Annotated in this window: 28 protein-coding genes and 1 riboswitch; of the genes, 11 read left to right on the forward strand and 17 right to left on the reverse strand. The window is 55.8% G+C overall.

Features of this window, described 5'->3' with window-relative positions:
• Window positions 1-4: 4 nt before the first annotated feature.
• Window positions 5-277, reverse strand: coding sequence for a Ni(II)/Co(II)-sensing transcriptional repressor DmeR (dmeR, locus tag M2418_RS06805; protein ID WP_259145604.1), 273 nt, complete (start codon window positions 275-277; stop codon window positions 5-7).
• 151 nt (window positions 278-428) lie between these two features.
• Between dmeR and M2418_RS06810 the strand changes: the two genes are divergently transcribed.
• The 4 genes from M2418_RS06810 (at window position 429) to M2418_RS06825 (ending at window position 2,715) form a co-directional block, all read left to right on the forward strand.
• Window positions 429-917, forward strand: coding sequence for a hypothetical protein (locus M2418_RS06810; protein WP_259145606.1), 489 nt, complete (start codon window positions 429-431; stop codon window positions 915-917).
• A 61-nt stretch (window positions 918-978) separates the two neighbouring features.
• Complete coding sequence (locus M2418_RS06815; protein ID WP_250983089.1) at window positions 979-1,392, forward strand: helix-turn-helix domain-containing protein; 414 nt, start codon at window positions 979-981, stop codon at window positions 1,390-1,392.
• Between the two features lie 236 nt (window positions 1,393-1,628).
• On the forward strand, window positions 1,629-2,117 hold the full coding sequence (locus M2418_RS06820) for a GNAT family N-acetyltransferase (RefSeq protein ID WP_192487268.1): 489 nt from the start codon (window positions 1,629-1,631) through the stop codon (window positions 2,115-2,117).
• Window positions 2,118-2,148: 31 nt separating this feature from the next.
• Window positions 2,149-2,715, forward strand: a complete 567-nt coding sequence (locus M2418_RS06825) for a type 1 glutamine amidotransferase family protein (protein ID WP_259145608.1) — start codon at window positions 2,149-2,151, stop codon at window positions 2,713-2,715.
• 6 nt (window positions 2,716-2,721) lie between these two features.
• Here the strand turns inward: M2418_RS06825 and M2418_RS06830 are convergent, their stop codons facing one another.
• From M2418_RS06830 to M2418_RS06840, 3 genes are read right to left on the reverse strand one after another with little or no spacing between them, the layout of a single operon-like run.
• A complete protein-coding gene (locus M2418_RS06830) occupies window positions 2,722-3,048 on the reverse strand; it encodes a hypothetical protein (protein WP_250983091.1) in 327 nt (108 codons plus the stop codon).
• Entirely contained in the window at window positions 3,045-3,770 is a 726-nt protein-coding gene (locus M2418_RS06835) for a CbtA family protein (RefSeq protein WP_259145609.1), read from the reverse strand. Before M2418_RS06835 ends, M2418_RS06830 begins: the two co-directional genes overlap by 4 nt.
• Window positions 3,771-3,781: 11 nt before the next feature.
• A complete protein-coding gene (locus M2418_RS06840) occupies window positions 3,782-3,964 on the reverse strand; it encodes a CbtB-domain containing protein (RefSeq protein WP_259145610.1) in 183 nt (60 codons plus the stop codon).
• 171 nt (window positions 3,965-4,135) lie between these two features.
• Window positions 4,136-4,393: riboswitch (cobalamin riboswitch) on the reverse strand.
• A gap of 170 nt (window positions 4,394-4,563) precedes the next feature.
• On the opposite strand from M2418_RS06840, the gene M2418_RS06845 reads away from it, so the two are divergent.
• Window positions 4,564-6,330, forward strand: a complete 1,767-nt coding sequence (locus tag M2418_RS06845) for a PAS domain-containing methyl-accepting chemotaxis protein (RefSeq protein WP_259145611.1) — start codon at window positions 4,564-4,566, stop codon at window positions 6,328-6,330.
• Between the two features lie 116 nt (window positions 6,331-6,446).
• Here M2418_RS06845 and M2418_RS06850 read toward each other — a convergent pair whose 3' ends face one another.
• The 5 genes from M2418_RS06850 to M2418_RS06870 all read right to left on the reverse strand — a co-directional run bounded on the left by M2418_RS06850 (window position 6,447) and on the right by M2418_RS06870 (window position 12,119).
• The gene (locus M2418_RS06850) at window positions 6,447-9,239 is read right to left on the reverse strand and encodes an EAL domain-containing protein (protein ID WP_259145612.1); all 2,793 of its coding nucleotides are present in this window, start codon (window positions 9,237-9,239) and stop codon (window positions 6,447-6,449) included.
• Between the two features lie 184 nt (window positions 9,240-9,423).
• The gene (locus M2418_RS06855) at window positions 9,424-9,696 is read right to left on the reverse strand and encodes a hypothetical protein (RefSeq protein WP_259145613.1); all 273 of its coding nucleotides are present in this window, start codon (window positions 9,694-9,696) and stop codon (window positions 9,424-9,426) included.
• Between the two features lie 150 nt (window positions 9,697-9,846).
• Window positions 9,847-10,764, reverse strand: coding sequence for a cytochrome c (locus M2418_RS06860; RefSeq protein ID WP_259145615.1), 918 nt, complete (start codon window positions 10,762-10,764; stop codon window positions 9,847-9,849).
• Window positions 10,765-10,914: 150 nt separating this feature from the next.
• On the reverse strand, window positions 10,915-11,349 hold the full coding sequence (locus M2418_RS06865) for a cytochrome c (protein WP_192487259.1): 435 nt from the start codon (window positions 11,347-11,349) through the stop codon (window positions 10,915-10,917).
• A gap of 131 nt (window positions 11,350-11,480) precedes the next feature.
• On the reverse strand, window positions 11,481-12,119 hold the full coding sequence (locus tag M2418_RS06870) for a LysE family translocator (RefSeq protein ID WP_259145616.1): 639 nt from the start codon (window positions 12,117-12,119) through the stop codon (window positions 11,481-11,483).
• Window positions 12,120-12,245: 126 nt separating this feature from the next.
• Here M2418_RS06870 and M2418_RS06875 point away from each other — a divergent pair, with 126 nt between their 5' ends.
• Entirely contained in the window at window positions 12,246-12,950 is a 705-nt protein-coding gene (locus tag M2418_RS06875; RefSeq protein ID WP_259145618.1) for a YafY family protein, read from the forward strand.
• Between the two features lie 4 nt (window positions 12,951-12,954).
• Here M2418_RS06875 and M2418_RS06880 read toward each other — a convergent pair whose 3' ends face one another.
• The gene (locus M2418_RS06880) at window positions 12,955-13,800 is read right to left on the reverse strand and encodes a metallophosphoesterase (RefSeq protein ID WP_259145620.1); all 846 of its coding nucleotides are present in this window, start codon (window positions 13,798-13,800) and stop codon (window positions 12,955-12,957) included.
• Window positions 13,801-13,907: 107 nt separating this feature from the next.
• A complete protein-coding gene (locus M2418_RS06885; RefSeq protein ID WP_192487255.1) occupies window positions 13,908-14,510 on the reverse strand; it encodes a superoxide dismutase in 603 nt (200 codons plus the stop codon).
• A 214-nt stretch (window positions 14,511-14,724) separates the two neighbouring features.
• Between M2418_RS06885 and M2418_RS06890 the strand changes: the two genes are divergently transcribed.
• On the forward strand, window positions 14,725-15,057 hold the full coding sequence (locus tag M2418_RS06890) for a hypothetical protein (RefSeq protein WP_259145623.1): 333 nt from the start codon (window positions 14,725-14,727) through the stop codon (window positions 15,055-15,057).
• Window positions 15,058-15,078: 21 nt separating this feature from the next.
• Here the strand turns inward: M2418_RS06890 and M2418_RS06895 are convergent, their stop codons facing one another.
• Window positions 15,079-15,627 (reverse strand): GNAT family N-acetyltransferase, encoded by a 549-nt coding sequence (locus M2418_RS06895; protein ID WP_259145624.1) that lies wholly within the window; start codon window positions 15,625-15,627, stop codon window positions 15,079-15,081.
• Window positions 15,628-15,700: 73 nt separating this feature from the next.
• Entirely contained in the window at window positions 15,701-16,582 is an 882-nt protein-coding gene (locus tag M2418_RS06900) for a branched-chain amino acid aminotransferase (protein WP_250983102.1), read from the reverse strand.
• A gap of 246 nt (window positions 16,583-16,828) precedes the next feature.
• Here M2418_RS06900 and tam point away from each other — a divergent pair, with 246 nt between their 5' ends.
• Window positions 16,829-17,599, forward strand: a complete 771-nt coding sequence (gene tam / locus M2418_RS06905; RefSeq protein WP_259145626.1) for a trans-aconitate 2-methyltransferase — start codon at window positions 16,829-16,831, stop codon at window positions 17,597-17,599.
• A gap of 81 nt (window positions 17,600-17,680) precedes the next feature.
• Here the strand turns inward: tam and M2418_RS06910 are convergent, their stop codons facing one another.
• Together M2418_RS06910 and M2418_RS06915 are read right to left on the reverse strand one after the other, a co-directional pair.
• Window positions 17,681-20,158, reverse strand: a complete 2,478-nt coding sequence (locus M2418_RS06910) for a membrane-bound PQQ-dependent dehydrogenase, glucose/quinate/shikimate family (protein WP_259145627.1) — start codon at window positions 20,156-20,158, stop codon at window positions 17,681-17,683.
• A gap of 380 nt (window positions 20,159-20,538) precedes the next feature.
• Window positions 20,539-21,741 (reverse strand): MFS transporter, encoded by a 1,203-nt coding sequence (locus M2418_RS06915; protein WP_259145628.1) that lies wholly within the window; start codon window positions 21,739-21,741, stop codon window positions 20,539-20,541.
• Window positions 21,742-21,844: 103 nt separating this feature from the next.
• On the opposite strand from M2418_RS06915, the gene M2418_RS06920 reads away from it, so the two are divergent.
• Window positions 21,845-22,738, forward strand: a complete 894-nt coding sequence (locus tag M2418_RS06920; RefSeq protein WP_259145629.1) for a LysR family transcriptional regulator — start codon at window positions 21,845-21,847, stop codon at window positions 22,736-22,738.
• Window positions 22,739-22,774: 36 nt separating this feature from the next.
• Here the strand turns inward: M2418_RS06920 and M2418_RS06925 are convergent, their stop codons facing one another.
• Window positions 22,775-23,533 carry an SDR family oxidoreductase gene (locus M2418_RS06925; protein WP_259145630.1) on the reverse strand — a complete coding sequence of 253 codons (759 nt, stop codon included), beginning with the start codon at window positions 23,531-23,533 and terminating at the stop codon, window positions 22,775-22,777.
• A gap of 104 nt (window positions 23,534-23,637) precedes the next feature.
• On the opposite strand from M2418_RS06925, the gene M2418_RS06930 reads away from it, so the two are divergent.
• Window positions 23,638-24,054 (forward strand): helix-turn-helix domain-containing protein, encoded by a 417-nt coding sequence (locus M2418_RS06930; RefSeq protein ID WP_259145631.1) that lies wholly within the window; start codon window positions 23,638-23,640, stop codon window positions 24,052-24,054.
• A 97-nt stretch (window positions 24,055-24,151) separates the two neighbouring features.
• Here the strand turns inward: M2418_RS06930 and M2418_RS06935 are convergent, their stop codons facing one another.
• A complete protein-coding gene (locus M2418_RS06935) occupies window positions 24,152-24,547 on the reverse strand; it encodes a hypothetical protein (RefSeq protein ID WP_250983109.1) in 396 nt (131 codons plus the stop codon).
• 234 nt (window positions 24,548-24,781) lie between these two features.
• Here M2418_RS06935 and M2418_RS06940 point away from each other — a divergent pair, with 234 nt between their 5' ends.
• Window positions 24,782-26,353: a helicase HerA-like C-terminal domain-containing protein gene (locus tag M2418_RS06940; RefSeq protein ID WP_259145633.1), complete on the forward strand. Its 1,572-nt coding sequence runs from the start codon at window positions 24,782-24,784 to the stop codon at window positions 26,351-26,353.
• Window positions 26,354-26,396: the final 43 nt, after the last annotated feature.

The following is a 26,396-nucleotide window of genomic DNA, read 5'->3' on the forward strand; positions in this document are numbered from 1 at the left end:
TCGCTCATCGAATATAGGTTTTGAGGACCTGCGCCAGTTCATCGGCGGCCTTTTCACGCTCAGCATGGCTTTCCGCATGCACAACATGTGCATGCAGGTGATCGTGCATGATCTCGCCCGTCAGTCCGGACAGTGCGCCGCGCACCGAGGCCAACAGTTGCAAGATTTCGCCGCAGGGCTTCTCTGCCTCCAACCCACGCTCGACCGCCTCCATCTGCCCCTTGAGACGACGAACACGAGCAAGCAGCTTTTCCTTGTCACGAACGGTATGAGACATGAGGTTCTCCTAGATATAATATAGGGGGGTATACTATTTGTGCGTCATTAATGGAAGAGTTGATCGCCACAACCTAGGCGCGATTGCGCAACCCTCGCGAATGTTTCGGGCGATAGACAAACGTCATCGAGATGCGACGGGGAGAATCACGATGACGACCATTTCAAATCTGGGTAGCCAGCATCTAGTACGGTCCAGAATACGTGAACTGGGAACAGAAGCCAGCTTTACGCCTCGCGGTCTTGTGACAGAACAGCCTTCGTCGAATGACAAAACCGGTCTTAATGGCAGCGAAAGCGCCGGAAGGGACACGGGTACATCCACACTTTCCCTAGCCCTGCTCGATATGGAGAGCACAAAGGCGGCGCGCACCACTCTGTCGGGCAAAGCCGTGGATACATCGGCGAGCGACAATCTTCTCGCAGAACTGCAGGAGTGGTCGCAAATGACCCCAGCGGATATGATCCGCGCCATGGTGCTCGAACAGATTGGCATTACGGAAGACGAACTCGCGGCCATGCCTCCGGACCAACGTAAAGCGGTTGAGGACATGATCGAAGCTGCGATCAAGCGATCACTTGACCCTAACCGCCAGGCATCAAACGAAGGCAGAGAGCGTTTTGACCTGCTTTCCCTTTGACATTGAAATATACCGCGAAAAACCTTAAGTCTTCTAGAGCTATAGGTTTCAGGAGCGGGACATGCTTTCCATCGGTGATCTTTCCAAGCGAACGGGCGTCAAGGTTCCGACCATCCGTTATTATGAACAGATGGGGCTGATTGAGGCGGCAGAGCGATCCGAAGGCAATCAGCGCCGGTATGAAAAGGCCGATCTGGAACGGCTGGCCTTTATTCGTCATGCACGCGATCTCGGTCTCAACATTGATGCCATCCGTGAGTTGATCCGCCTCAGCCACCATCGGCAACAGCCCTGTGAGGGTGCTGACAGGATCGCAGCTGATCATCTGGTCGCCGTGCGCGAGAAAATTGCCAAGCTGAAAAAACTGGAGCAGGAACTGGAGCGGATCGTCTCGCATTGCGACGGACATTCCATAGAAGATTGCTATGTCATTCGGGCGCTTTCGGACCATAAGCTGTGCGAAAGTGAGCATTAATTTCAGTCGGCCTTACTGAAACGAAACATCTGCAAAAATCCCGATTGACAATCTTGTGATTCAGGAGCATCTAGTCGCCCATGATCAACAATCGCGCACCAATCTCCTGCACGTATTTTTGGGCCTACCTGTAAAGGGCGGCTCGACAGATCATAATGTCAACAAGCCGCCGTCAGGCGGCTTTGTTGTTTTTCAAACGTCCTGATGGCACCTCAAAAAACCCGAAGGACCGAAAAATGACCGAAGACAGTGCCATTACCCTTCCACGCCCCGCCGTTGTAACCATTCGTGGCGCACGCAAGGCTGACCTGCCACAGCTCAACGAAATGATTGCTCTGCTTGCCAAACATCATGGCGACGCATCGGTGATGACGCCGGAAAAGCTGGAACTCGACCTGTTCAGCCCTATCCCATGGATTACCGCACTTGTTGCCGAAGCTGGTGATGAGTTGATCGGCTACGCCATTCTCGTTCCGCTCTACAGAGCGCAGGAAGCGCGGCGCGGCATGGAACTGCACCACCTCTACGTCCGCGACGGTCACCGCGGTCACGGTACTGGCCAGCATCTGGTATCGCGTGCACGCGATGTCGCAAAGCGTTGCGGCTGCGACTACCTTTCTGTCAGTGCCGCCACCGGTAATGTTGCTGCACATCGTTTCTACGAAAACATGGACTTCACACCGCGTCCGGTCACCGGCATGCGCTACATGCAGGCTATTGCGTAACGTTGGATTGCTGTCAGCAAGGACAAAGACAATGACCCGTATTGCAATTGCATTGACGCCCGAGTTCGCCGATTGGGAAAGCGCCCTGTTCAGTGCGGTGGCGCGCAGCTATCTGGGTGCCGAGATCATCATTGCGTCACCGGATGGTTCGCCCGTAACGTCAATGGGTGGCCTGAAAGTCATGCCCGATGTGGCCTATGGTGCACTTGATCCGGCCTCGATCGATGCACTGATTGTTCCAGGCGGACTGAGTTGGGAGCGTGGCGGCGCGCCGGACTTTACCGAGATGGTGCAGCGGTTCCGGCGGGAGGGACGTGTGGTCGCCGGCATTTGCGCGGCCGCCAGCATGCTGGCCGGCACCGGCATTTTGAATGACGTTGCCCATACCGGCAACTCACTTGCCTCACACCGCGCCTATCCAGCCTATTCGGGTGCAGATTATTATCGCGACCAGCCACAGGCGGTGCGCGACCAAGGCGTTATCACGGCAGCGGGAACCGCGCCGGTCAGTTTTACCACCGAGATCCTCAAGGCGCTTGACCTGTGGGGACAGGAAGCAGAATCAGAAATCAAGGCGTTTGCAGCCGAGCACCGCTGAGATAACTCAGCTGGCAACATCGCGGTCGAGAACCCGGCAAACACGCTGTGGACCCGACGCGATATCGTTACCCAATGCGCGACGAATATCCCGACTGTTCAGATGAAGGCTTTTGTCGATTGGTAGGTTTTGTCGCTTGATCTTGTCGAGGGCGGCAGCTTCAAACGCAGCCTGATGCTCGGTAAAACAGGCAAGGCAGGCCTCGCTATCCGGTGATGCACCAAGCAGTGCCTTGAAAGCAAGGCGGTGCACGGCGCAAGGCGCGCCATGCCCGGGAACAGAAAAGCGCAGCGCATCAAGCGCCACGCTCCATTCGGCAGAACCGTTGTTCACTTGGCCGCTTCAAAGCGCTTGAGGAACGTGCCGCTCAAAGCACCCAGCAACACCCAGAAGACAAAGCTAGTGAGTGTGGCAAGGATGATGAAACGGCGCTCCAGTGGCAGTGGTGCCAAAGCATGTTCGCCTTCTGGCGGCAACGGCGCACCAATGACATGCGGCGCAGCAATCAGCACGATGGCGAGAACCGCAGCCCATGGCTCACGACGGAAAGCCAAAAGCGCTAAACCACCTGCTGTTGCTACCGCAGTGCCAATCCACCAGGCCTGACGCGCGGCCAGTTCACCAGCCGGGCTTCCCGGCAATTCAGGCGGCAGACCGACCATCGGCGCCAGAGCCACGGCCGCAAAGCCGCCAAGCCCCCAGAACAGACCTTCACGCCAGCCAATATTGCTGCCCCGCAGTGAGATGAGGCCGGTCAGAACCAGTGCATAACCGATTGCCGTCAGAATATTGGCAGCAGCCGTGTAGGCATTCCGCTCAAAACCATCCGCCGGTCCCCAGGCTTCTTCGTCATGAGCGTGGCCAGCAGGCGCAGCCGCTTCACCGGTTGCCGGTGCTGCGTCATGATTATGCCCGGCCTCACCGCCAGCCGATTCGAATGTCTCGGCATGCAGGATCAACGGTGTGGTGCCGACATATTGCATGATACTGACGGCAAGTCCGCAGATCAGCCCCACCAGAACGGATGTAAAAACGATATTACGAAAAGACGACATGTCGCTCTCCCTCAGTGGCAGGGAAAGGCGTTGGCATGGCGCGTATCATGCGCGGCATTATGCACGGCCTCGATATGCGAAAAGCCGACAAAACCGATGATGAACAGGCCGCAGAACACGGCCAGAAGCGACTGGACTGCGCTGGCAGATTTGACAGATACCGCCTGCGTGGCGGCGTTGTTTTGGACAGACATGGTGAACCCTCTCGCTCAATGCATACGCAGTCTCAAAAACGGAACCGGCAGCGTATGCAATGGACACGCGGATCCGCAATCGACATCCGTCACCACGGGGAAGCACACGAAGAAAGAGGAAACCGCCGAAGCATTTCCGCAAAACCGCGCAAATTCCGGACACCCCGCCGGCATGGACACTCTCGCGATGGCAGGTCTCCTGGCTCACGGGTCGTAACCTGAAAACACCTTCCCGGTCTGTCTGTTTTTTCGCATCGACAGTGCAAAATCACTATGATTTCATATCGATGCGCCAGACCAGTGGCTCTTTGTTTTCAGGCTCTCCGTTCACAGTTGCGGGGGCAGCCACGAATGAGGACAATTCCCTATCGTGTTCCCTTTTCATCCAGCCGGAAAACCCGGCAAGGAACCATCCATCTTTGTTATCCGGCGCGGCACGGTTTGAGTCAATGGGCGACGTTTCAATCGGGCAATCAGTGTCGCTGCGTGACAAGGTGATTGTACCGTTAGAGCTGAAAATGCGGAAATCTAATCAAAGTTTTAACTAAAATTTGCCAGTGAATAGTTATAGACATTAACCAAGTTTGACAGGTGGAGTTATGGGGTTTGATCGCATTTTCAGCACGGAAGCCGCGGCTATCCTGTCTGCATTCAGCCGATCGCAGGCCATCATATCTTTTACACCCGACGGCATGGTGCTCGACGCCAACGAAAATTTCTGCGCGACGCTCGGTTACCGGCTAGATGAGATCAAAGGCCGTCATCACAGAATGTTCATGCGCGCAGAAGACGCTGCCGCAGCAGACTACACGACGTTCTGGAAGGGCCTCGCTTCCGGCCAGTATGAGCAACGCCAGTTCCGCCGCCTGACGAAGAGCGGTGAAGAAATCTGGATCCAGGCCAGCTATAACCCGATTATCCGCGGCGGCAAGGTAGTCAAGGTGGTGAAGATCGCCACCGACATTACTGCCGCCAAGCAGGAGAGCGTGGAAAGCAAGGGCAAGATTTCCGCGCTGTCGCGCGCACAGGCCGTCATCGAGTTCAAGCCGGATGGCACGATCCTGACCGCCAATGAAAACTTCTGCTCGGCGCTGGGTTACAGCCTCGAAGAGATCAAGGGACGCCACCACAAGATGTTCTGTGAGGCCGACTATGTTGCCTCCAATGAATATGCCGGGTTCTGGCCACGTCTGGCGGCTGGTGAATTTTATGCCGACGAGTTCAAGCGCATTACCAAGGATGGCAGTGCCATCTTCATTCAGGCGACCTACAACCCAATCCTCAATGATGAAGGCAAGGTCATCAAGGTTGTGAAATTTGCCACCGATGTCTCTGGTCGCGTACGGGCACTTCAGGAAGTGGGCGCTGGTCTTGAACGTCTGGCGGAATGCAATATTCGTCTGACAATCGACGACCCCTTCGTTCCTGAGTTCGACCACCTGCGCCACGACTTCAACCAATCGCTGGCGAAGTTCCAGGAAACCCTTGAGCAGGTGCTGACCGAAACGGCCATGCTGTCCAGTAAAAGCGGCGAGATGCGCGCCAGTGCCAGTGGCATTGCCACCCGCTCGGAGCAACAGGCGGCGGCTCTCGAGGAAACTTCCGCAGCACTTGAACAGATTACCGAGACGGTTCGCGAATCCACCGGTCGCACGGCCGAGGCCCGTAAGCTGGTTCAGGACGCCCGCATTGCAGCTGTCGATTCCGTGCAGGTTGTTGATGCAACGGTTGATGCCATGGCGCGCATTGAAACCGCATCACGCGAGATTTCCAAGATCATCGGCGTCATCGATGAAATCGCCTTCCAGACCAATTTGCTTGCCCTCAACGCCGGTGTTGAGGCTGCCCGCGCCGGTGAAGCGGGCAAAGGTTTTGCGGTCGTCGCGCAGGAGGTGCGTGAGCTTGCCCAGCGTTCAGCCTCCGCCGCCAAGGAAATCTCCGGCCTGATCAAGAACTCGACCAATGAGGTCAATGAAGGCGTCAGACTGGTTGGCAAGACGGGTGATGCACTCAAGAACATTCAAGGCTTTGTGCAGAGCATCGAAAGCAATGTCGAGGCCATCGCGATTGGCTCTTCTGAACAATCCACGAAGCTGTCAGAGATCAATTCGGCAATCGGCTCGCTCGATCAGATGACCCAGCAGAATGCCGCAATGGTCAGCAGCATGAGCGCCATTTCTGAAGCATTGGCCGAAGGTGCTGGTGAACTTGAACATCTCGTCAAGCGCTTCAAGCTTAACCGCCGCAAATGGCAGCGTGAGCCGGGCTCGGATGCCTCCAAACTTGGACCCGAAGATCGCGGTTACGGCAAAAACACCATTTACCAGCCAAAATCCGCCATCAAGGGATTGGCCAAGGCGTCATAACAGCAAAGGCAAGGATTGCTCCTTGCCTGTTGTTCATCCGTCTACACGTCACTGAAACCGTCGAATTTTTAACCTGCCCGTTTTTCACGAGACGGGCAGTAATTTTTTGTATCAACTCAGACAGCTTTGCCGATACCAAAAAGCAGAGGTGTGGAAGCTGACAGCTGTTCGCGCGTTGCCGGGCGACCAAACAGGAAGCCTTGAACCTCGTCGCATCCTTCCGACAACAGCACCTGCAATTGCTCGCGTGTCTCGACACCTTCAGCCAGCACCGCCACATCGAGGCTTTTGCCGAGTGCAACAATTGCCCGGACGAAAGCCTTGGACTGTCGGCTTTCCAGCTCATGTACGAAGCTCTTGTCGAGCTTGATCTTGTCGAACGGGAAGGACCGCAGTGTTTCAAGCGACGAATAACCGGTGCCGAAGTCATCAATCGCAATCGTTACGCCCATCGCCTTGATCTGACGCAGGATATGCAGTGCACGCGCCTTGTCGCCAATGATGGCGCTTTCGGTGACTTCAAGCTCAAGACGCGCGGCAGGCAGGCCGGTGTCCAGCAGGATTTCCCGGACCTTCTCGACCAGTATGACATTGTTCAATTGCAATGGGGACAGATTGACCGCAATCTTATGCGGGATGTCCCAATCTGCGGCCTCACGGCAGGCCTGATGCAGCACCCATTCGCCAATCGCCGAGATCGCACCACATTCTTCTGCAATCGGAATGAAATCGACTGGTGAAACGAGACCTCTTTCCGGATGCAGCCAGCGCAGTAGCACTTCGTAGCCGGTGACCTCATCGGTCTTTACCGAACGCTGCACCTGATAGGTCAAGTAGAACTGCTTCTGTTCAAGGGCAGTCCAGATATCGCGGCCCATGGCCCGCCGTTCCCTGGCCGCTTCGTCCATCGCGGCTTCATAGAAGCTGATCTTCTGTTCGATGCTGGCCTTGGAACGGTACATAGCCATATCGGCATTGCTGAGCAACTTTTCCCGGTCAGTGGCATCCTGCGGATAAATCGCCACGCCAAGGCTGGCACCCGGCACAATCTCGGTGTGAGAGAGTTCGATTTTGGTGGTCAGCAAGCGGTTCATGCGGCGGATGAATTCGTCCAGCTCCGTCTGATCGGTAAAGCTTTTTATGGCAACAAATTCGTCGCCACCCAGGCGGCCAACCGTTTCACCAGTTAGCAGTCGTTCACGCAGACGCTTTGCCAATGTCACCAGAACGCTGTCACCTGCGGCATGGCCAAGCGTGTCATTGACCTCTTTGAAATTATCGAGATCGACTGCGATAACGGCGACCTTTGAAGTCAGTGTGTCTGCGTCTCGAATAGCGGCATCCAGCGTTTCAACAAATTGGCGGCGGTTTGGCAGGCCGGTCAGAACGTCATGGCGAGCAAGATGGGCAATGCGGTTTTCAGATTTAACGCGTTCGGTAATATCCTCGACGGTTGTCACCCATGCACCTTGCACCGCCGGGCGATGAATGACACGCACCGTGCGTTCATTCTGGATCGTGCGAATGGTTTCGCCACCTTCCGGCGCGCGGATCAGGTCGATATGGCCGTGATAAAAATCACAGGCGTCGATCTTGCTGCCGGCATCATGGCCATAGGGCAGTTCGCAGATTTCCCGGAAGGTCTTACCAACCAGATCCGCGTTATCGGGAATACCAACAATTTCATTGAGGCGTGTATTCTGCAGAACCAGACGCTCGTCCTTGTCGAACAACATGATGCCATTGGCCATGTTGTCCAGAGCAAGCGCCAGATTGTCGGAAGCTTCCTGAATGCGGTTGGCAGCACGTTTTTGCTCGGTGCAATCCCGCGTGATCTTGGCAAACCCGGCCAAGGTGCCGTCTTCAGCGTAGATTGCATCAATTACCACAGCTGCCCAGAAGGACGAACCGTCCTTGCGGTAACGCAATCCTTCAGATTCAAACTTGCCTTTCGTCCGGGCTGTCTCAAGCGCCTTTTCAGGAAGTCCTGCGGCCCTGTCTTCCTGTGAATAGAATTGTGAAAAATGCTGGCCGACAATTTCATCTGCCGTGTAACCCTTGGCACGCTCGGCGCCCGCATTCCAGTTGCTGACCCGTCCCTCAGTATCCAGCATATAGATTGCGTAGTCGGTAACGCCCTGCACGAGGCGTCGGAAATTGGTTTCACCAGCTACCGTTGCAATTTCTGCCCGCATGGCAAACATTGCTGCCGTCAGCCCGGCAAACAGGAAGGACAGTGTCACGCAGGTGATGATGAGAACCATCACGCCCGCAGAGATGACGTTGCTGGCTGGCGCGGAGTAATCCGGTACGACAGTGATCGCGGCCATGGCGGTGAAGTGCATGCCAACGATTGCCAGCGTCAAAAGTGCGGCAGGCAGGATGACAGGTGAACCGCTGGTCTTTTCAGCGCGACGTACCGCGAATGCTGGCACAGATAGCACAACCGCCAAAATGGAAGCCGCAATGACCAGGGAGCGATCCCAGACAATGGTGCCAGGCAGTTCAATTGCCGTCATGCCGATGAAGTGCATGCTGGTGACGCCGATGCCGAACAATACACCTGCAGCAACAGTACCGTGCCGACCGGTATCGTAGGTCGCGCAGGCCGCAGCCGCCACGGTCGTTCCGATGGCAACCGCCAGCGAAATCAGCGTTCCATTAATTTCATAACCGAACACAAAACCGGGATCATAGGCAAGCATTGCCACGAAATGGGTGGTCCAGATGCCAAACCCGCTTGCCCCGCCGGTCGCAGCAATCCAGATCACACGAGGTAAGCCACTGCTTTTTACAGCGCGCCGCAGCAGCAACATCGCTACCGTCGCGGAAAGAAGGCACAATATTCCCGCAAGCACTACCAGTCGCATATCGTGCTCATACACCAAGCACGTCAGTATCGAATTCATTTCATACCCCGAATATGCAGAGACGTCACATGCCTGAAATAAGCAATGGTAGCGCCCGTCTAGGCCGGGCATTACTGAAGGCAACAGCTTACGAGATGATTAAATCCGCAGGGTTCTCAAAGGCGTGGTTAACGAAGTCGATCCATCTTCAACGCTGCATTATCAACCACTAAGGGCTTGCACGTTAAGAGCGTTTTTTGTGATTTTTAGTTGTTGAAGAAAACAAATGCACCAGTGGATAGTGGTCGTACTCGTAGTGAGCATGGTGTGTGGTTACACAACATATTTCTACGCCCGCAAGATCGCCAGAGAAGATGGGCTGGACGACCAGAAGCCACCATGGTTCGGCGGATGGAGGAATGTTTTGAAGATCAATACCATCCTGAAACAACGCGCACAGAAAGGCGACCGATTGGCCGCGAATACGAATGCTGCATATCGTGAGCAGCGCGTCCATACCGCTTTTCATCATCGGCATGGCTGTTCGAAATGTCTGGATGCGCTGACATTACCTTCCGCCAGCCGACGATGGCAGCCGCTTAGAACCGACTGTTGACGACGGTGCTTTTGCCACACCATTCGTCCACATCAGTTTTCAGACAGGATATTACCGTGCCGGGATGGCCTTGAGGTAGGCGGCAATCGCATCACGGTCTTCGGCTGGCAGGCGCGCCATGTTTTGCTGCACCTTCACCATTGAGCCGCCAACACTGTCGAACTCTGGCGTGAAGCCGGTTTCCAGATAGCTCGCGATATCTGCATCAGCCCAGTTTTCCATATCGCTGGAACCAGGGGTGATATTGGGAATGCTGCCCTCGCCTTCCGGATTGGGGCCACCGGCCAGCCACTTGTCTTTGAGGAAACCACCCAACAGGTTGCGGGGTGTATGACACTCACCACAATGGCCCGGCCCTTCGACCAGATACTGGCCGCGCACCAGTGCGGCATCGGCATTTGCCAGCTGGACGCGTGGCGCACCTTCGTCAAAATACAGGAACTTCCAGCCACCGAGAGCCAGGCGGATGTTGAACGGGAATGGCAAGTCGTGGTTCGGTGCGACGTGATCGCTGGCAGGCAATGTCTTGATATAGGCAAACAGATCGCTGATATCCTTGGCGGGCATTCGCGCATAGGAAGCATACGGGAACGACGGATAGAGGTGCTCACCATTGCGGCCGGTGCCACGGGTCATGGCATCGCCAAATTCTGCAAGGGTCCATTCACCAATACCGGCCTTTGGATCCGGCGAGATATTTGGCGCATAGAATGTGCCGAACGGGCTATGCAGCGGCGCGCCACCAGAGAGTTGTAGCAGGGCGTCCCCCGTAGCGTCAGGCGCTGCATGACAGCTTGCGCAACCACCGGCCCAGAACAGGTTTTCTCCATTGACGAGATCCGGTGTTCCGGCATTGGCCCAATGGCTTGGCGCCTGCCTGTCCGGCCCTGTAACGACGAAGAAAATGCCTGCACCTGCAACAGCAGCCAGAGCCGCGGCGGCACCAAGCTTTACAAGCTTCGAAGCCATATCATTCTCCCGAAATGCACAGTCTGAAAAACAGTCTGAAAAATGCCGGTCTGCGCGTACCCCCAGCGATCGGGATGACAGACCATGGATATCGTCAGCAGAATGTGCGGCTCATGCTGAACAGCCGCACATTCTCAGCAGGCTTAAAGCTTAACGCTTCAAGCGGTAGGTCTGGTGGCAGACACCACAATCAGCGCCGAGCGACTGCATGGCGGTTGCAACGCCAGCCTGATCGGCAGGCAGCTGCGCCAGAACGGCATCCGCGTCTGCGCCGAGCTTTTCGGACTTGGCCTTGAAGTCATCGAAATTCTGCCAGATGGCTGGAGACGCCGCACTTCCGGTCTCCGTACCCGCCGGGAACTGATCAGGGAATGCCTTGGCGTTGGTGCTGATGGTCGTGACAGCAGCTTTCACCGCTTCAGCATCATAAGGCTTCTGGCCCTTGGCGATGGCATTCAGCGCGCCCATTGCGCCACCGATTTGCTTCATCATGCCTTCGCGCTTTTCAATTTCGCCAGCAGCGGAAACCGCTCCGGCGCAAAGACAGCCGAACAACATGGCAGCCGCAATGGTCTTCAATTTCATATGCTTCTCTCCTTGATACCGGCCAAAGGGACGATTCAACATTAAGGGACGCCCGAACATGCCCCGTTTGACGTTTCTAGAGAAGTCACAATAAGGTGAGGTTTGGTGATTTTCGCTGCTAAAACAGTCATCTAAGAGACTTTTGTCAATTCCGCCCACAGGGTTAGCGCCGATACAACAACCAGCACCAGACCCGCGGCACGTCCGACAAAAACCGTTGCTGCAGGTGATGAAACCAGAAACCTGCGACTTTTATCCGCCGTCAGCGCCAATGCGCCATAGACGCTGAACTGGGTCGCAGCCACCATGGCCCCCATGATCACCCCTTGCGTCCACACCGGTCCATAGGCAGGTTTCAGAAACTGCGGATAAACCGCCAGCATGAACAGATAGGCCTTGGGGTTGGCAAGGCAGGTCAGGATGCCGCGCCGGAAGGCACGCCATGCCGATTTGCTAGACGATGCCTCATCGCCCTGCACGGTGATTGAACTGCGCATCAGGCTGATGCCGATCCAGATCATGTAACCAGCGCCCAGCACCAGCAGCGGTGTGAACAGGCTGGGCATCCAGGCAGCCAGTAGCCCGACACCGGCCGCACCATACAGCGAGTGGACGACACCACCGGCCACGATACCGAGAATGGCGAAAAAGCCGGTGCGTTTTCCGCCGGTCAAAGAGCTTGCCAGCACAAACAGCATGTCCATGCCCGGCACAATGATGATGCCAAACAAAAGCAGGAAAAACAGCCAAAGGTTTTCGCTATAGGCCATGTCAGTATCTCCCCCGCATTATTTGCTGCGAACTGCGCGCTATCCAAGGTTTTCAACCCGTTTCTATTGTCTATAATCTCCTGCTACTGACAGCGTTCTGTCAGTAGCCTTCGCTCGGGGACAGAAATGCGCAAAGCATCACGGCTTTTCGAAATCATCCAGATATTGCGAGTGGCACGCCAGCCGGTGACCGCACAGCAGATTGCCGACACGCTGGAGGTGACACCTCGGTCGGTTTACCGCGACATTGCCGCCTTGCAGGCCATGCGTGTGCCGGTCGAAGGGGAACGTGGCGTGGGTTACATCATGAGGCCCGGCTTCAACCTGCCACCGCTGATGTTTTCGATCGAGGAAACGGAAGCAATCGTTCTTGCACTGGCACTTGTCAGCAGAACCGGCGACACGGAGTTACGCCAGGCAGCCAAGCGGGTCAGCGACAAGATTGCCTCATCGGTCCCCGAACCCCTCTCCCGCATTCTGTCCACCACTGCACTACATGCCTGGGGCATTATTGCCAATGCACCTGATGGCGTGGACCTGTCGATGATCCGACGCGCAGTTCGCAACGAGGAAAAGCTTGATATCACCTATCAGGACGAAGCCGGTTCGCTGACCGAACGGCGGATAGGGCCAATCGCGGTGATCTATTATTCCGAAACCGCCAATATCGTCGCCTGGTGCGAATTGCGGCAGGCGATCCGCAACTTCCGTGCGGACCGTGTCAAAAGCTGCATCGAAACGCAGGACTTCTTCAAACAGCAAGGTGAGGCTTTGCGCCAGCTATGGATGGCCAACTGGCAATATAGTCAAACGCCGAAGACCAATCCTTGAGCGATCAAAGCGCTAGCGTGCGGCTGTCTTCACGACCGAAACCACGAACCTCGATACGGTCGGCATAGACATCGGCGATAGCAAAGGTGTTTTCGTCAGGCGTGTCCACCATGCCCTTGAAATTGAGAAAATGCTTGCCGTCTATTTCGCCGTAATTACCGATATGGTTATGGCCACAGAACCATGCCACAAAACAATCATGGTCGGCCAACAACGACAGAATGCGTGGCGTATCCCACAGGTTATGGGCATTATCAGGGAAGACAGGATAGTGGCAGAAGATCACCACCTTCTGATTGAGACGTGCTGCGTCTTCCAGCGTGTTTTCCAGCCAGCCAAACTGCTCATCACTCAATGAACCATTCCAGGTCTGCGCATTGATGGCGCCAACCGCCTGCAATGTCTCCAGCCGCGTGGCGGCGATTTCACGCTTCGGGTCATGTCTTTCCGGTGCAAACAGACTGACGTCAGATCCATCAAGAACAATGAAACGCATACCCTGCTCGGCAAAGTCATGCCAAGGCGATGGCATGCCCAGTCGCTGATAGACGTCTGGCAATTTCTCAGCATCGACGGCAAAGTCGTGATTGCCCGGCAACAGAACGGAACGGTGCCGCAGCTTGTCATAACAGGCAAGAATTACATCGTAGCTGTTCCAGTCACGATCGACCAGATCACCCAGCGTCACGACGAAGGCCAGATCCTCGCCATTCATCGTTTCAATCGCCGCATCGAGCTTGCGTGGGCTACTGGCGTAATAGCGCCCCATATCAGGCTTCGGTTCGATGTCGGCATATTGGGGGTCGGCGATGATGCCGAAGGAAAATAGCGGTGCAGCAAGATGTGTCATGGCGGCGGCTTTATGCCCTGCAGATGACAGCGATATGACATCGCAGCCACATAGCAAGACACCCGGCACGAAGGCCGGGTGTCTCGTAAAATCGAAGGTTGAAAACCTTACTTGGAAGCGGCTTCGAAGCGCTCCAGAACGTAGTCCCAGTTGATGAGGTTATCAACGAAGGCTTCGAGGTACTTTGGACGCAGGTTGCGGTAGTCGATGTAGTAGGAGTGTTCCCAAACGTCGACGCCGAGGATCGGCTCTGCACCGTGAACCAGCGGGTTTTCGCCGTTCGGGGTCTTGGAGATTTCGAGCTTGCCGTTCTTGACCGAGAGCCATGCCCAGCCGGAGCCGAACTGTGTGGTACCAGCAGCGATGAAGTCTGCCTTGAACTTGTCAAAACCGCCGAGGTCGGAGTTGATTGCAGCTTCCAGCTTGCCAGGCAGCTTGTTGCCGCCGCCGTCCTTCTTCATCCACTTCCAGAAATGAACGTGGTTGTAGTGCTGGGCAGCATTGTTGAACAGGCCAGCATTGGTGCCGAAAGACTTCTTGACGACTTCTTCCAGCGACAGGTCAGCAAGGCCAGCTTCAGCAGCAAGCTTGTTGCCGTTGTCTACGTATGCCTTGTGGTGCTTGTCGTGGTGGAATTCGAGCGTTTCGCGCGACATGTATGGTGCGAGAGCGTCGTAGTCGTATGGAAGTTCGGGAAGTTCGAAGGCCATGGTGGTACTCCTTGTTGCAGCGGTGACCCGCTCCTTGAAACCTTGTGCGCGGACCATAGGAGCGGAACTCAATTGAGGCAACCTGCGAAATATCAAAATGTTCCGGCAAAAGAGAAAATTCCACTACCAACATCAGAAATTCACAATCGCATTCGATGGTTGCGTACCGATTCAAGAACTTCGGTTCGGCATTACTGACAAGGAAAGCGACAAGATGAGGAAAACCCTCTGCACTGCAATTCTGGCAAGCCTGATCTCACTCCCTGCTGCCGCCTCATCGGATGAAGCATGGCAGGAGTTTACTGCCGACGTCCAAGCGAAATGCCTTGCCGCCGCGGAAGGCATGATCGAGAACGCCAAGATCGTGGTCGATCCGTTTGGTAGCGAAAGCTACGGCCTTGCGATCGTCAGCGGCAAAGCCAAGGGGGCCGACGCGACGATCAGCCATATCTGCGTTTACGACAAGCAGGCAAAGACCGTGGAAATCGGCGGTGAAATGACGACGGACACCGTCAAGATCGATATTCCCGATCAGGCCGAGCCATAAGGCAAAACTGCCCCAATCATATCAGGGCTGGAAGCGCGGCGTCGTATCTGCTTCACCAAGCGGGCGTTGCATCAGCACAGTATCAAGCCACTGGCCATGCTTCCAGCCGATTGACTTCAATGTGCCGACCATTTCAAAACCTGCCGCGCGGTGCACCCCGACCGAGGCGGCATTGGCGGAATCACCGATCACCGCCACCATTTGCCGAAAGCCCTTGGCCGTCGCGTCGCCAATTAGCGCATCCAGCAATTTTCGGCCAATGCCCATGCCTTTGGCATCGGGGCTGACATAGACCGAATCCTCGACCGTTGCGCCATAGGCCGGGCGCGCACGGTAGGCACCGGCATAGGCGTAACCAGCGATACGGCCTTCAACCTCTGCCACCAGATAAGAAAACCCGCCGGAGACCAAAGCGTCGCGACGCTTGAGCATTTCATCAGCGGAGGGCGGATCGATTTCGAAACTCGCTTTGCCGTGCAGGACAGCATCACGGTAAATTTCGGTTATCGCTGGGATATCGTCTGTATGGCTCTGACGAATAATGATGTTAAGCGAAGATTTTTCGGCCATTTGCCGTCATCCGGAATATGTGTGACAGGATAAAAAAACGGCCGGGGAACCCGGCCGTTTGGTAGATATGTAATTAGGCGTCAGTGCCTGACTTGGCCCATTCGAGATAAAGCTCCAGCGCCTTGCGGGCGACCGGGCCAGCCTGCAATTCCTTCTCGTCCAGCTTTGTGACCGGAGAAACCTTGGAATAGTTGCCGGAGCAGAAAATCTCGTCGGCGTTCTTGAAGTCTTCCACCGAAAGCGTTGCTTCGCGAACCTCGAAACCCGCCTGACGAAGCAGACCCATAACGCGCGAGCGGGTGATACCGGCAAGGAAGGTGCGGTTTGGAACCGGGGTCAGGACAACGCCATCCTTGACCATGAAAATGTTGGAGGCTGCCGTTTCAGCAACATTGCCGTTCATATCGCGCATCAGGGCATTGTCGAAACCACGCGAACGGGCCTCAATGATCGCACGGCCGCTATTCGGATAAAGGCTGCCTGCCTTGGCATCGGTCATCGCAGTTTCCGGCGAAGGGCGACGCAGCGGAGAAACGGTGAGCGTCAGCGACTTGCCCGCATCCATCGGTGCTTCAAACAGGCAAAGAGCAAAACGGGTGGAGGCACCATCCGGTGCAACAACGCTGCCAACTGAGCCATGTTCAGCCCAATACATCGGCTTGATGTAGATGGCGGTCTTGCCATCAAACTTCTTGACGCCTTCGAGTGCCAGCGCCTCGATTTCCTCAGGGGTTTTGGTCGGGATCATGCCCATGTTGGTGGCCGAGCGATTGACGCGCTGGCAGTGCAGATCCAGATCCGGTGCCAGACCGTCAAACCAACGAGCGCCATCAAACACTGTCGAAGCCAGCCACATGGCATGCGAGGTGGGGCCAATCAACGGCGGATTGCCGGGCAGCCATTCACCGTCAACATAGGTCCAGGTGTTTGATTTCGGTGAAGTATCGACGGCCATTCTCAAAGTCTCCTATAGATAAGTGGCCGGAGTGAATGCCTCGACCTGCATCAGGTCAAGATAATTTTTCCGCAAAAACACAAAACGACGCAAAACAATATCCACCTGCTGCATCTGAGCAAGAATCTTCCATCGAACCAACAACTTGATAAATGGACGTATAACGATAAATGATGGAGCGGGTAAAAACTGTGTAATTGAAACGGGACACCTGAGCGAAGGTGTCAGCATGGGAGACTCACAGATATGGCATGGTCCGCCGCACAATACCTCCGGTTTGAAGATGAAAGAACACGCCCTGCCCGCGATCTGCTGGCGCAGGTTCCGCTGGAAACGGTAATGGCGGGTTATGACCTCGGCTGCGGTCCCGGCAACTCCACAGAGCTGCTGACAAACCGCTACGGCTTGAATGTGATCACCGGCGTGGACAGCGACGACGACATGTTGGAAAAGGCCAGAGATCGCCTACCGAATACCGAGTTTCGCAAAGCCGATCTTTCCACATGGCAACCCGATACCCCGGCCGACCTTTTATATGCCAATGCGGTTTTCCAGTGGATACCGGACCATCTGAGTGTGCTGGAAAAGCTGATGGATCACCTGAAACCGGGCGGCGTGCTGGCGGTACAGATGCCGGACAATCTGTCTGAACCGACCCATGTCTCGATGGGAGAAACCGCGTCTGTCGGGCCTTGGGCCCCGGCCTTTGCCGAGGGATCGTTGCGTCGTAAACCACTGCCCTCCCCGACCGCCTATCTCGACCGGCTTGGTCCGAAATCTGCACGGGTCGATGTCTGGCACACGATCTATAATCACCCGATGACGGATGCCAGCGCGATCGTCGAATGGGTGAAAGGTACTGGACTTCGACCCTATCTGAATGCCGCAGGTGCTGAACATCAGGACGCGTTTCTGGCAGATTATACGGCGCGCATCGCCAAGGCCTACGCGCCGATGGCGGACGGCCGTGTCCTGCTACGCTTCCCGCGCCTTTTCGTTGTTGCTGTCAAGAAGTGATCCTGCCGGCCGAGCGGTAGCCCCGAGCAAAACAGACAAAGACCCCGCCCATATGCATGGGCGGGGTCTTTCATTTTTCAATCAGTTCAGCCGATAGGCAATAACACTGTCACCCAGTGTCGTGCCGATTGAGCCATGACCACCGGCGGCAATGACGACATATTGTTTGCCATCAGCTCCGCGATAGGTGACGGGCGTTGCCTGCCCGCCGGCCGGCAGACGAGCCTGCCACAGTTTTTCACCTGACTTCATGTCGTAAGCTCGCAGATAGTTGTCGAGCGTGGCAGCGGTGAAGGACACCCCGCCTGCCGTGGTCAAGGTGCCACCATGGGCGAGGATGCCCATCGGCAGCGGGATCGGCCATGAGTATCCCAATATCTTCTGGTCCTGCACCGTGCCGTTGCGGCGTTTCCACGCGGTTTTGCCCGTTGTCAGGTCGACGCCAACCATTTCACCCCATGGCGGTGTATTGCATGGCAGCCCGATGCCGGACCGGAAGTTAAGGATGCTTATGCCAAATGGCCCACCTAGATTTTCATTGCCAGGGTTAGTGCCCTCCTTGGTGAAGAGACGGGCATTCAAATCATCCGGTTTGCGTGGATAGGCCTGATAAAGATAGGGCAGATATTGCGGTGTACCGATCAGCCATTTGTTGACCGGATCAACCGCGATCGACCCCCAGTTGAACACACCGATATTACCCGGCCAGACAAGCGAAGGTTTGCCGATACCCGGAGGTGTAAACGGATTTCCATCGTATCGTGCCTGCTTGAATGCCAGACGGCACATCGCCTGGTCGATCGGTGAGACACCCCACATGTCGACTTCACGCAGCGGTGCCGGTGTGAAGTTCAGCGACGAGATCGGCTGCACCGGTGACGGTTTTTCATTGGGTACATCGGTTTCCGTGCTGACCTTCTGTTCACTGACCGGCAAGATCGGCGTGCCGTCCTGGCGGTTGAGAACCCACAAGTTGCCGCCCTTGGTCGGCATGATCACCGCCGGTACATTCTTGCCATCCTTGGGAAGGTCGAGAAGTGTCGGTTGCGATGGATTATCGCGGTCCCAGAGATCGTGATAGGAGGTCTGGAATTTCCAGCGCAACTTGCCGGTTTCAATATCGAGTGCTGCCAGCGCATCGACAAATTGTGTGTCCTCTTCAGTGCGGTTCATACCGAACTGGTCAGGAGACTTGTTGCCGAAAGGCACATAGACAAGACCCAGGGCTTCATCGGCACTGAAGGTTGTCCATGCGGTGGGAGAGTTGGCCTCATAGGTTTCACCGGCGGCCAAAGGCGCTGTGTCATCCGGTTTTCCGGCATCGAATTTCCAGACGATTTTGCCCGTGCGCACATCATAGGCGCGGATCACGCCCGAGGTATTGTCCTCGTAATAATTGTCAGACACCGAACCGCCGATGATGATGAGGTTTTTCGTCACCAGAGGTGCTGAGGTCTGCATGTAAGAGGATTCATGCAACATCGGCATTTGCGCCAGAAGATTGACATAACCATTTTCGCCAAACTCGGTGCAAAGTGCACCGGTATCGGCATTCAGCGCATAAAGGCGACCATCAACCGTGGTGGAGATGATACGCCGTGGGCAGGTCAATGTAGCCGGAGCCGGCGCGACCACTTGCGGTGTTTGGCTTTGAGTCTGCGTTTGTGGCTGGGTCTGTGTCGTGCCATCGGTTGCTGGAGCAGCGGGTGCTACAGGAACTGATGTGGCAGCAGATGCTGCGGAGGCGGCGACAAAATCGCTGCTGTCATTATAGGACACACCACGGCATGTCTGGTGCTGGAAGAATGTGCTGGGTTTCAGCTCAGGGTCAAACTTCCATTTCACTTCGCCCGTTTCCGGGACCAGTGCCTCGACAATGTTGTGTGGTGTGCAGAGATACAGCAGTCCGTTGACCTTCAAAGGTGCCACCTCAAAGGTAAACTCCTTGCTGTCATTGGCAGTTTTCAAATCGCCGGTATGGTGTTCCCAGGCAACGGTCAGCCCCTTGACAGTATCGACGTTGATATCACTGAGGGAGGAATAACGTTGACCAAGATTGTTGCCGCCATAGGCAATCCAGTCATCTGCCGGGTAAGCCGGCGTGCCAGTCGCAGCGGGCTCGGCCTGGGCGGTTTGCGGCTGAAGTTCGCCATCGATCAGCCTCGGGTCCACAAACCATGACACGACACCCAATACAGCGATGACAAACACTGTGGTGCGCAACAAAGCAACGCTTTTGCCTTTGGTTTTTAAGCCATAGGGCACCAGCGGCAGGCTGAGCAATAATCCGAGGAAGGTCAGCAATGCACCGCGCGGTATCCATTGCCACTTGTCGAAACCCACTTCCCAGATGGTCCACACGAAGGTGGCGATCAGAAGCAGTGCATAGAGAAAATAGCCAGATTGACGACGGCGAATGAGCTGGATGGACGCCAGCAACAGACCAATACCGATAACGACATAAAAGACGCTTCCGCCAGCCATTGCGAGTTGAACACCGGGATACAGTATCGCCAGAGCCAGTATGGCTGCAACAACCCCAATAATGAGAACAAACATGTGTTCTCCTTTCGCAGATCTGAAAAAATCACCGGTGCCGGAAAGGCTTTTCGACACCAGCATCAGCAGAGGTGAAGCGCGCTCTTTTCTCAGGGTGGCTTCAGTGGATGAGCCCATCTTGCCGGGCGTCATTCTTCAAAGACCACAATCCGGTGTCGTAGCTGAACGACATTTCAGGCACCGGTTGCGACAATGTTTTTGACATGTTTCAATTTGAAAGGAAATACTAATTAACGAGCTTCTGATGCACGCAAACAGAATGCTCCGGACACCTCATGTCAGGTTGCACCTTTGCCCCAAACGCAGTGTCGCCTGAAATGTTCCTTCCGCATAAGGAAAGGACGACCGAAGCCGTCCTTTCCCTGCCTATCGGGCCTATCTTACCGCGCCAATGCGGTGCGGGTTCGATGGTCGAACACTCGAACGCCGAGAGCAGCAATGGCAAGGACCGCGCCCAGAACACTGACGGCAGTCCATCCATCATAACCCCAGGCGGCGGTTGCGAGAGCAGAACCGCTAGCACCTCCCAGGAACATACTGGTCATGAAGATGGTGTTGATACGGCTACGGGCTTCCTGATCCAGCGCATAGATGATGTGCTGGTTGGACACGAGGGCACTCTGCACCCCGAAGTCGAGAATGATGACGCCAATGACGAGTGCTGCCAGCGACGCCCATGCGCCAAAGACAATCCAGGAGACAAGAGCTAGAACCGCGCCTGACCATACCACGAAGTCTGGTCCACGACTGTCGGCGATACGACCTGCCAGCGGTGCTGCGAAGATGCCGACAGCACCCACCACACCGAACAGACCAGCGACATCTGCACCCAGATGGAAGTCAGGACCTTGCAGGTAAAGCGCAAGGATGGTCCAGAATGCCGAGAAGGAGCCGAACAGCGCCGCCTGCACCAATGCAGCGATACGCAAATCCGGTTCACGCTTCCAGATGTGCACCAAGGACACCATCGCCTGACGATAAGGCATACGCGACGATGGCTTGTGGTTTGGAAGAGCAACGAACATCAATGCGGCGGCAAAAAGCGCCATCGGCACGCCGATCCAGAACATTTCCCGCCAGCCGGCATGCTGGCCGACAAAACCGGACAGGGTGCGGCTTAACAGAATGCCTGACAGGAGACCGGCCATAACGGCACCGATGGTGGCGCCACGTTTTTCCGGCGCTGCCAGCGAGGCTGCAAAGGGCACAATCTGCTGAGCAACCGCGGACCCGACGCCGACGGCAAATGAGGCGATGACCAAGATCCATGCGGTTGGTGCGACGGCCGTTGCCGCCAGCGCGACAGACAGAGCCACAAATTGCCCGATGATGAGATATCGGCGGTTTACGATGTCCCCGAGCGGCAGAAGCAGCAAAAGGCCGAATGCAAATCCGAGCTGTGTGGCGGTCGGTACAAAGCTGGTGATCGCATCATGCGGGAAACCTGCCTTCATGATGCCGAGCATCGGCTGGCTGTAATAGATATTTGCGGCGGCAATGCCGCTGGCAATCGCCATTGCCAGCAAGCTCCACTTGCTTAAGCCCGCATGAGCCTGCGGTGCATTGGTTTTCGTCGTGTTCATGTTTCACGCCTTTCTGGCCGAAGAGTTGGCGCAGATATACAATTTAATCAAAATAAGATTTAGTGACCTATGTAGTTCAACCTGTATAACGGAAATTGATATAATGAATATCCAAGACGTGTTGGTTTTCACCACGGCTGTTGCTGCTGGTAGCCTGTCCGAGGCGGCAAGACGGCTTGGTATGCCATCCATGACGGCCACACGTCGCCTGGCTGCACTAGAGGCAACGGTTGGGGTGCGCCTGATGCACCGTACCACCCGCTCGCTTTCGCTAACAGCGGAGGGCGAAACATTTCTGCCTTACGCGCAGGCACTGGTGGAAAATACCGAAGAGGCACTCGCCCAGTTTAATTCCGGCACACAAAAGGCCAGCGGCTTGCTGCGCGTGTCGGTTCCTGTGGCTTTTGGCATCCAATTTGTGGCACCTCTAGTGCCACAACTGCTAGAGGCCCATCCCTCCTTGCGCATCTCCCTTGATCTCAATGATGCCCTGCCCGATCTGGTGTCCAGCGGTATGGATCTGGCCATTCGTATTGCCAGGTTAAAGGACAGCAATCTGATTGCGCGCAAATTGGCAGACAATCCGCGTGTTCTTGTGGCGTCGCCCGATTACCTTAGAAAATACGGCACGCCGCGCACACTCGAAGAACTGCAACAGCATGACTGCCTGCCAATTGCCAACATCCAGCAGTGGAACTTCGTCGCCGATGGACATGAACGACACATGCGGCTGAACCCGCGCTTTTCCGCGACCAGCATCGAGGGATGCCACGCGGTCAGTATTGCCGGTGGCGGCATTGCCCTGCTTGCCAACTGGAATGTCGAGAAGGACTTGCAGTCCGGGCGGTTGGTAGAGGTCAAGCTTGAGGATGCGGCGCCTCAGACAATCGCTATCTGGGCGGTTTATCCCACCCGCAAGCTGCTGCCAGCCAAGGTCAGCGTATTCATATCAGCGCTGCAGGAGGTTCTGGATAAAAGCACATCCGGCAACGGGTGATGGTTGCCGGATGTTGTCTGTCTGGATCGCGCCTGTTTATGCGTGGATGGCATTGACCATCTGGAAGACCTTGTCGAAAGCACCGTTTTCAACGGAAAAACGCAGCGGCTTGCAGCGCTCGACCACCACTTCCTTTTCATCCGGACGATTTGTCAGGATATCCATGACTTCCGTGATGAAGGCTTCCAGCGGCATGGCGCGTTCGTCCGTTGCCTGATGCTCACCCTGCAGTGTGGTCTGCACATAAGGCGGAACAATCTCGATAACCTCGACCGGCGTTGCCTTCAGCTGCTCGCGCAGCGTCACCGAATAGGCATGGATGGCCGACTTGGTGGCGCTGTAGGTCGGGGTTGCAACCATCGGCACAAAGGCAAGACCTGACGATACGGTCAACACGGTCGCGTTCTTCTGTTTCAGGAAATGCGGAAGCAATGCCGCCGTCAGGCGAATGGGCGCCAGAAGATTTGTGGCAATGGTTTCTTCCGCAATCGCAAGGTAGTCAGGCGCTGACGGAATGGCTTCGTTTTTCATGATACCGGCATTGTTGATGACGGCGTTGAGGGCGGGATAGGCAGCCACGACTTTGTCGGCGAATGCGCTGATGTCGGCTGCGTCCGTCGCATCCATGACAAAGGATGCCATGCCGGGATTTGCCTTGGTGACCTCGTCCAGCACGTTAGCACGTCTACCGCTGATGATGACCTGATTGCCGAGGGCATGAAATGCTTCCGCCAATGCACGACCAATGCCGGAACCGCCGCCGGTGATGAGAATGGTGTTACCTGTGGTTTTCATGGCGATGACCTTTCCTTGTTGTCTGGACAAAGATTAGCTATCATCCTCTCCAATCGAAAGAAGGCACCCAAAAGATTTATACTTACCAAAAGGAGAGTGTCTGCATGAAAAGGCATTCCGTCGATCCGATCATCGAAAAACGCCTGCATGATGAGATACCTGATAAGGTTGACCCGGTGATTGAAGCGCTGGTGCAGGACATCATCGCCAAGGTGGCAGACAAATGGACGATGCTCATTCTGGAGGTTCTGGAAGAACACGGCACCGTGCGGTTTACACAACTGGGCAAGTTGGTGGGCGGCATCAGCCAGAAAATGCTGACCAAGACACTTCGGCAGATGGAGAGTGACGGGCTGGTGAAACGCACCGTGCATCCGGTTATTCCACCGCATGTCGACTATAGCCTGACCAATCTTGGCCGCAGTCTGGGTGGTGCATTTTGCGGAGTATGGATCTGGGCGGAGACCCATCACGCCGAAATTGAAAAGGCGCGGCGCAATTTTGCGGCAGCGTCCGGCTGAGCCCTGCCCTGTCCCTTGACTTGCCTCAATCAAAAAGGGTGCATCTGCGTTCGAACCGCAGATGCACCCTTTGAAACTTCAAGCGATCAATTCCCGATCAGGTGAACTGGCTGAGACCTGGAACGGAGGCGATAACCTGATCGACAACTTCATCACCAGCGTGCTGGCGGGCAACTGCGATGGTTTCCTTTGCAAGAGCGGTAATCTCGCCCATGCCAAGGCCCTGGCTCATTAGCTGCTGGCCAAGACCCATGATGCCACCGCCACCGATGGCGCTCATCAAGCCACCCAGCAGACCGCCGCCGCCACCGGCGCCTTCACCGTTAAAGCGCGCGACCAGCTCGGTCGCACCGGGAATGGCTTCGATCATGCGGGCGATCGCACCGTCATCGGCTTCGCGCTGTAGAAAACCCAGCATCATGCCAACGGCCTTTTCAGCCACTTCCGGGCTGATACCGACCTTGTCGGCCACCTGCGTTACGAGTTGGTTCATATCGTCACCTCCTGATTATTTTGACGTTAACGTCAAGGTAAAACAAATATCTTGCCGACTCAAGCCACTGAGGCAAACTATGCAGCGTTTAGCATGGCGCACAGCAACTTGTTGTTGGACATTGCTTGCAGCCTTACAAGAACATTGCAATAGATTGATAAACAACGAAGGGTGCCTCGTGTTTTTACGAGTGTACCGGCTTACAGTCAGACGCCTAACAGGAGAGATGCCCACATGTTGCAGGATGGAAAACTCTACATCGGCACAAGCCGCAATCCGGACGACACTCTCAACAAGGGCGAATATCTGGATCTAAAATTTGGCAACAGGCACGGCCTGATAACCGGTGCGACCGGCACCGGTAAAACCGTGACTTTGCAGGTTCTGGCAGAAAGCTTTTCCAATGCCGGCGTGCCAGTATTCTGCGCCGATATCAAAGGCGACCTCTCCGGCATTGCCGCGATTGGCGAGGCAAAAGATTGGGTCAGCAAACGCGCCGAACAGATCGGTTTTTCTGATTTCACCTTCCAGGAATTCCCGGTCATTTTCTGGGATCTCTATGGTGAAAAAGGCCACCGGGTGCGCGCAACTATCGCCGAAATGGGACCACTTTTGCTGGCCCGATTGATGGATGCCTCCGAGGCGCAGGAAGGCGTGCTTAACATTGCCTTCAAGATTGCAGACAAGGGTGGCCTACCGCTTCTCGACCTGAAAGATCTGCAATCGTTGCTCAACTACATGGCGGAAAATGCCTCCGAGCTTTCGGGACAGTTTGGCCTGATTTCCAAGTCATCGGTCGGTTCGTTGCAGCGTGGTCTGCTAGTGCTGGAGCAACAGGGTGCTGAACATTTCTTCGGTGAGCCAGCCCTGAAAATCAGCGACATCATGCGTGTTACCGATGATGGACGTGGCGCTGTTTCTGTTCTGTCGGCTGAAAAGCTGATGATGAATCCTCGTCTCTACGGCACCTTCCTGTTGTGGCTGCTGTCGGAACTGTTTGAAGAACTGCCTGAAGTGGGTGATCCGGACAAACCAAAACTGGTGTTCTTCTTTGACGAAGCACACCTGCTGTTCAACGACGCACCAAAGGTTCTGATTGAGCGCGTGGAACAGGTTGTGCGCCTGATCCGCTCCAAGGGCGTTGGCGTCTACTTCGTGACCCAAAACCCGCTCGATGTGCCAGAGACAGTATTGGCGCAGCTTGGTAACCGTGTGCAGCATGCCTTGCGCGCCTATACCCCACGCGAACAGAAGGCGGTCAAGACCGCTGCCGACACCTTCCGCCAAAACCCCGCCTTCAACACGGCTGAGGTCATCACCACGCTTGGCACCGGTGAAGCGCTGGTTTCCACCCTGCAGGAGAAGGGTGCCCCTTCAATCGTGGAGCGCACGCTCATCCGCCCCCCCTCTGGTCGCGCCGGTCCCTCGACCGATGCGGAACGCAAAAGCGTGATGAATGTCAGCCCGGTTGCCGGACAGTACGACACCGACCTCGACCGTGAATCCGCGTTTGAAATTCTGACTGCCCGCGCTCAAAAAGCAGCTGAGGCCGAAGCCGCCAAGCGTGCCGCCGAAGAGCAGGCCGCGCAGCCGGACAGCGCTGCCGGACGCTGGACCCTGCCGGGATTTGGCGATGCACCGAAAGAAGCCTCAACAACCGGTTCGCGCGGTTCTGCGCCACGCCGTACCGGTGGTTACCAGCGCGAGACGGTGATTGAAGCTGCAATGAAAAGTGCCGCCCGTTCGGTCGCGACATCGGTCGGTCGGGCGATTGTGCGTGGCATTCTCGGAAGCCTCAAGCGATAAAATATGCCACCGCCCGGCCAGAGAGGCACGGGCGGTGGCATCT

The sequence above is a fragment of the Rhizobium sp. BIGb0125 genome, from assembly GCF_024810055.1.
Classification (GTDB): Bacteria; Pseudomonadota; Alphaproteobacteria; order Rhizobiales; family Rhizobiaceae; genus Agrobacterium.

Coding starts and splice junctions, on each gene's coding strand:
- dmeR (WP_259145604.1), bottom strand. CDS start 277: ATGTCTCATACCGTTCGTGACAAGGAAAAGCTGCTTGCTCGTGTTCGT.
- M2418_RS06810 (WP_259145606.1), top strand. CDS start 429: ATGACGACCATTTCAAATCTGGGTAGCCAGCATCTAGTACGGTCCAGA.
- M2418_RS06815 (WP_250983089.1), top strand. CDS start 979: ATGCTTTCCATCGGTGATCTTTCCAAGCGAACGGGCGTCAAGGTTCCG.
- M2418_RS06820 (WP_192487268.1), top strand. CDS start 1,629: ATGACCGAAGACAGTGCCATTACCCTTCCACGCCCCGCCGTTGTAACC.
- M2418_RS06825 (WP_259145608.1), top strand. CDS start 2,149: ATGACCCGTATTGCAATTGCATTGACGCCCGAGTTCGCCGATTGGGAA.
- M2418_RS06835 (WP_259145609.1), bottom strand. CDS start 3,770: ATGTCGTCTTTTCGTAATATCGTTTTTACATCCGTTCTGGTGGGGCTG.
- M2418_RS06840 (WP_259145610.1), bottom strand. CDS start 3,964: ATGTCTGTCCAAAACAACGCCGCCACGCAGGCGGTATCTGTCAAATCT.
- M2418_RS06845 (WP_259145611.1), top strand. CDS start 4,564: ATGGGGTTTGATCGCATTTTCAGCACGGAAGCCGCGGCTATCCTGTCT.
- M2418_RS06850 (WP_259145612.1), bottom strand. CDS start 9,239: ATGAATTCGATACTGACGTGCTTGGTGTATGAGCACGATATGCGACTG.
- M2418_RS06855 (WP_259145613.1), bottom strand. CDS start 9,696: ATGGACGCGCTGCTCACGATATGCAGCATTCGTATTCGCGGCCAATCG.
- M2418_RS06860 (WP_259145615.1), bottom strand. CDS start 10,764: ATGGCTTCGAAGCTTGTAAAGCTTGGTGCCGCCGCGGCTCTGGCTGCT.
- M2418_RS06865 (WP_192487259.1), bottom strand. CDS start 11,349: ATGAAATTGAAGACCATTGCGGCTGCCATGTTGTTCGGCTGTCTTTGC.
- M2418_RS06870 (WP_259145616.1), bottom strand. CDS start 12,119: ATGGCCTATAGCGAAAACCTTTGGCTGTTTTTCCTGCTTTTGTTTGGC.
- M2418_RS06875 (WP_259145618.1), top strand. CDS start 12,246: ATGCGCAAAGCATCACGGCTTTTCGAAATCATCCAGATATTGCGAGTG.
- M2418_RS06880 (WP_259145620.1), bottom strand. CDS start 13,800: ATGACACATCTTGCTGCACCGCTATTTTCCTTCGGCATCATCGCCGAC.
- M2418_RS06885 (WP_192487255.1), bottom strand. CDS start 14,510: ATGGCCTTCGAACTTCCCGAACTTCCATACGACTACGACGCTCTCGCA.
- M2418_RS06890 (WP_259145623.1), top strand. CDS start 14,725: ATGAGGAAAACCCTCTGCACTGCAATTCTGGCAAGCCTGATCTCACTC.
- M2418_RS06895 (WP_259145624.1), bottom strand. CDS start 15,627: ATGGCCGAAAAATCTTCGCTTAACATCATTATTCGTCAGAGCCATACA.
- M2418_RS06900 (WP_250983102.1), bottom strand. CDS start 16,582: ATGGCCGTCGATACTTCACCGAAATCAAACACCTGGACCTATGTTGAC.
- tam (WP_259145626.1), top strand. CDS start 16,829: ATGGCATGGTCCGCCGCACAATACCTCCGGTTTGAAGATGAAAGAACA.
- M2418_RS06910 (WP_259145627.1), bottom strand. CDS start 20,158: ATGTTTGTTCTCATTATTGGGGTTGTTGCAGCCATACTGGCTCTGGCG.
- M2418_RS06915 (WP_259145628.1), bottom strand. CDS start 21,741: ATGAACACGACGAAAACCAATGCACCGCAGGCTCATGCGGGCTTAAGC.
- M2418_RS06920 (WP_259145629.1), top strand. CDS start 21,845: ATGAATATCCAAGACGTGTTGGTTTTCACCACGGCTGTTGCTGCTGGT.
- M2418_RS06925 (WP_259145630.1), bottom strand. CDS start 23,533: ATGAAAACCACAGGTAACACCATTCTCATCACCGGCGGCGGTTCCGGC.
- M2418_RS06930 (WP_259145631.1), top strand. CDS start 23,638: ATGAAAAGGCATTCCGTCGATCCGATCATCGAAAAACGCCTGCATGAT.
- M2418_RS06935 (WP_250983109.1), bottom strand. CDS start 24,547: ATGAACCAACTCGTAACGCAGGTGGCCGACAAGGTCGGTATCAGCCCG.
- M2418_RS06940 (WP_259145633.1), top strand. CDS start 24,782: ATGTTGCAGGATGGAAAACTCTACATCGGCACAAGCCGCAATCCGGAC.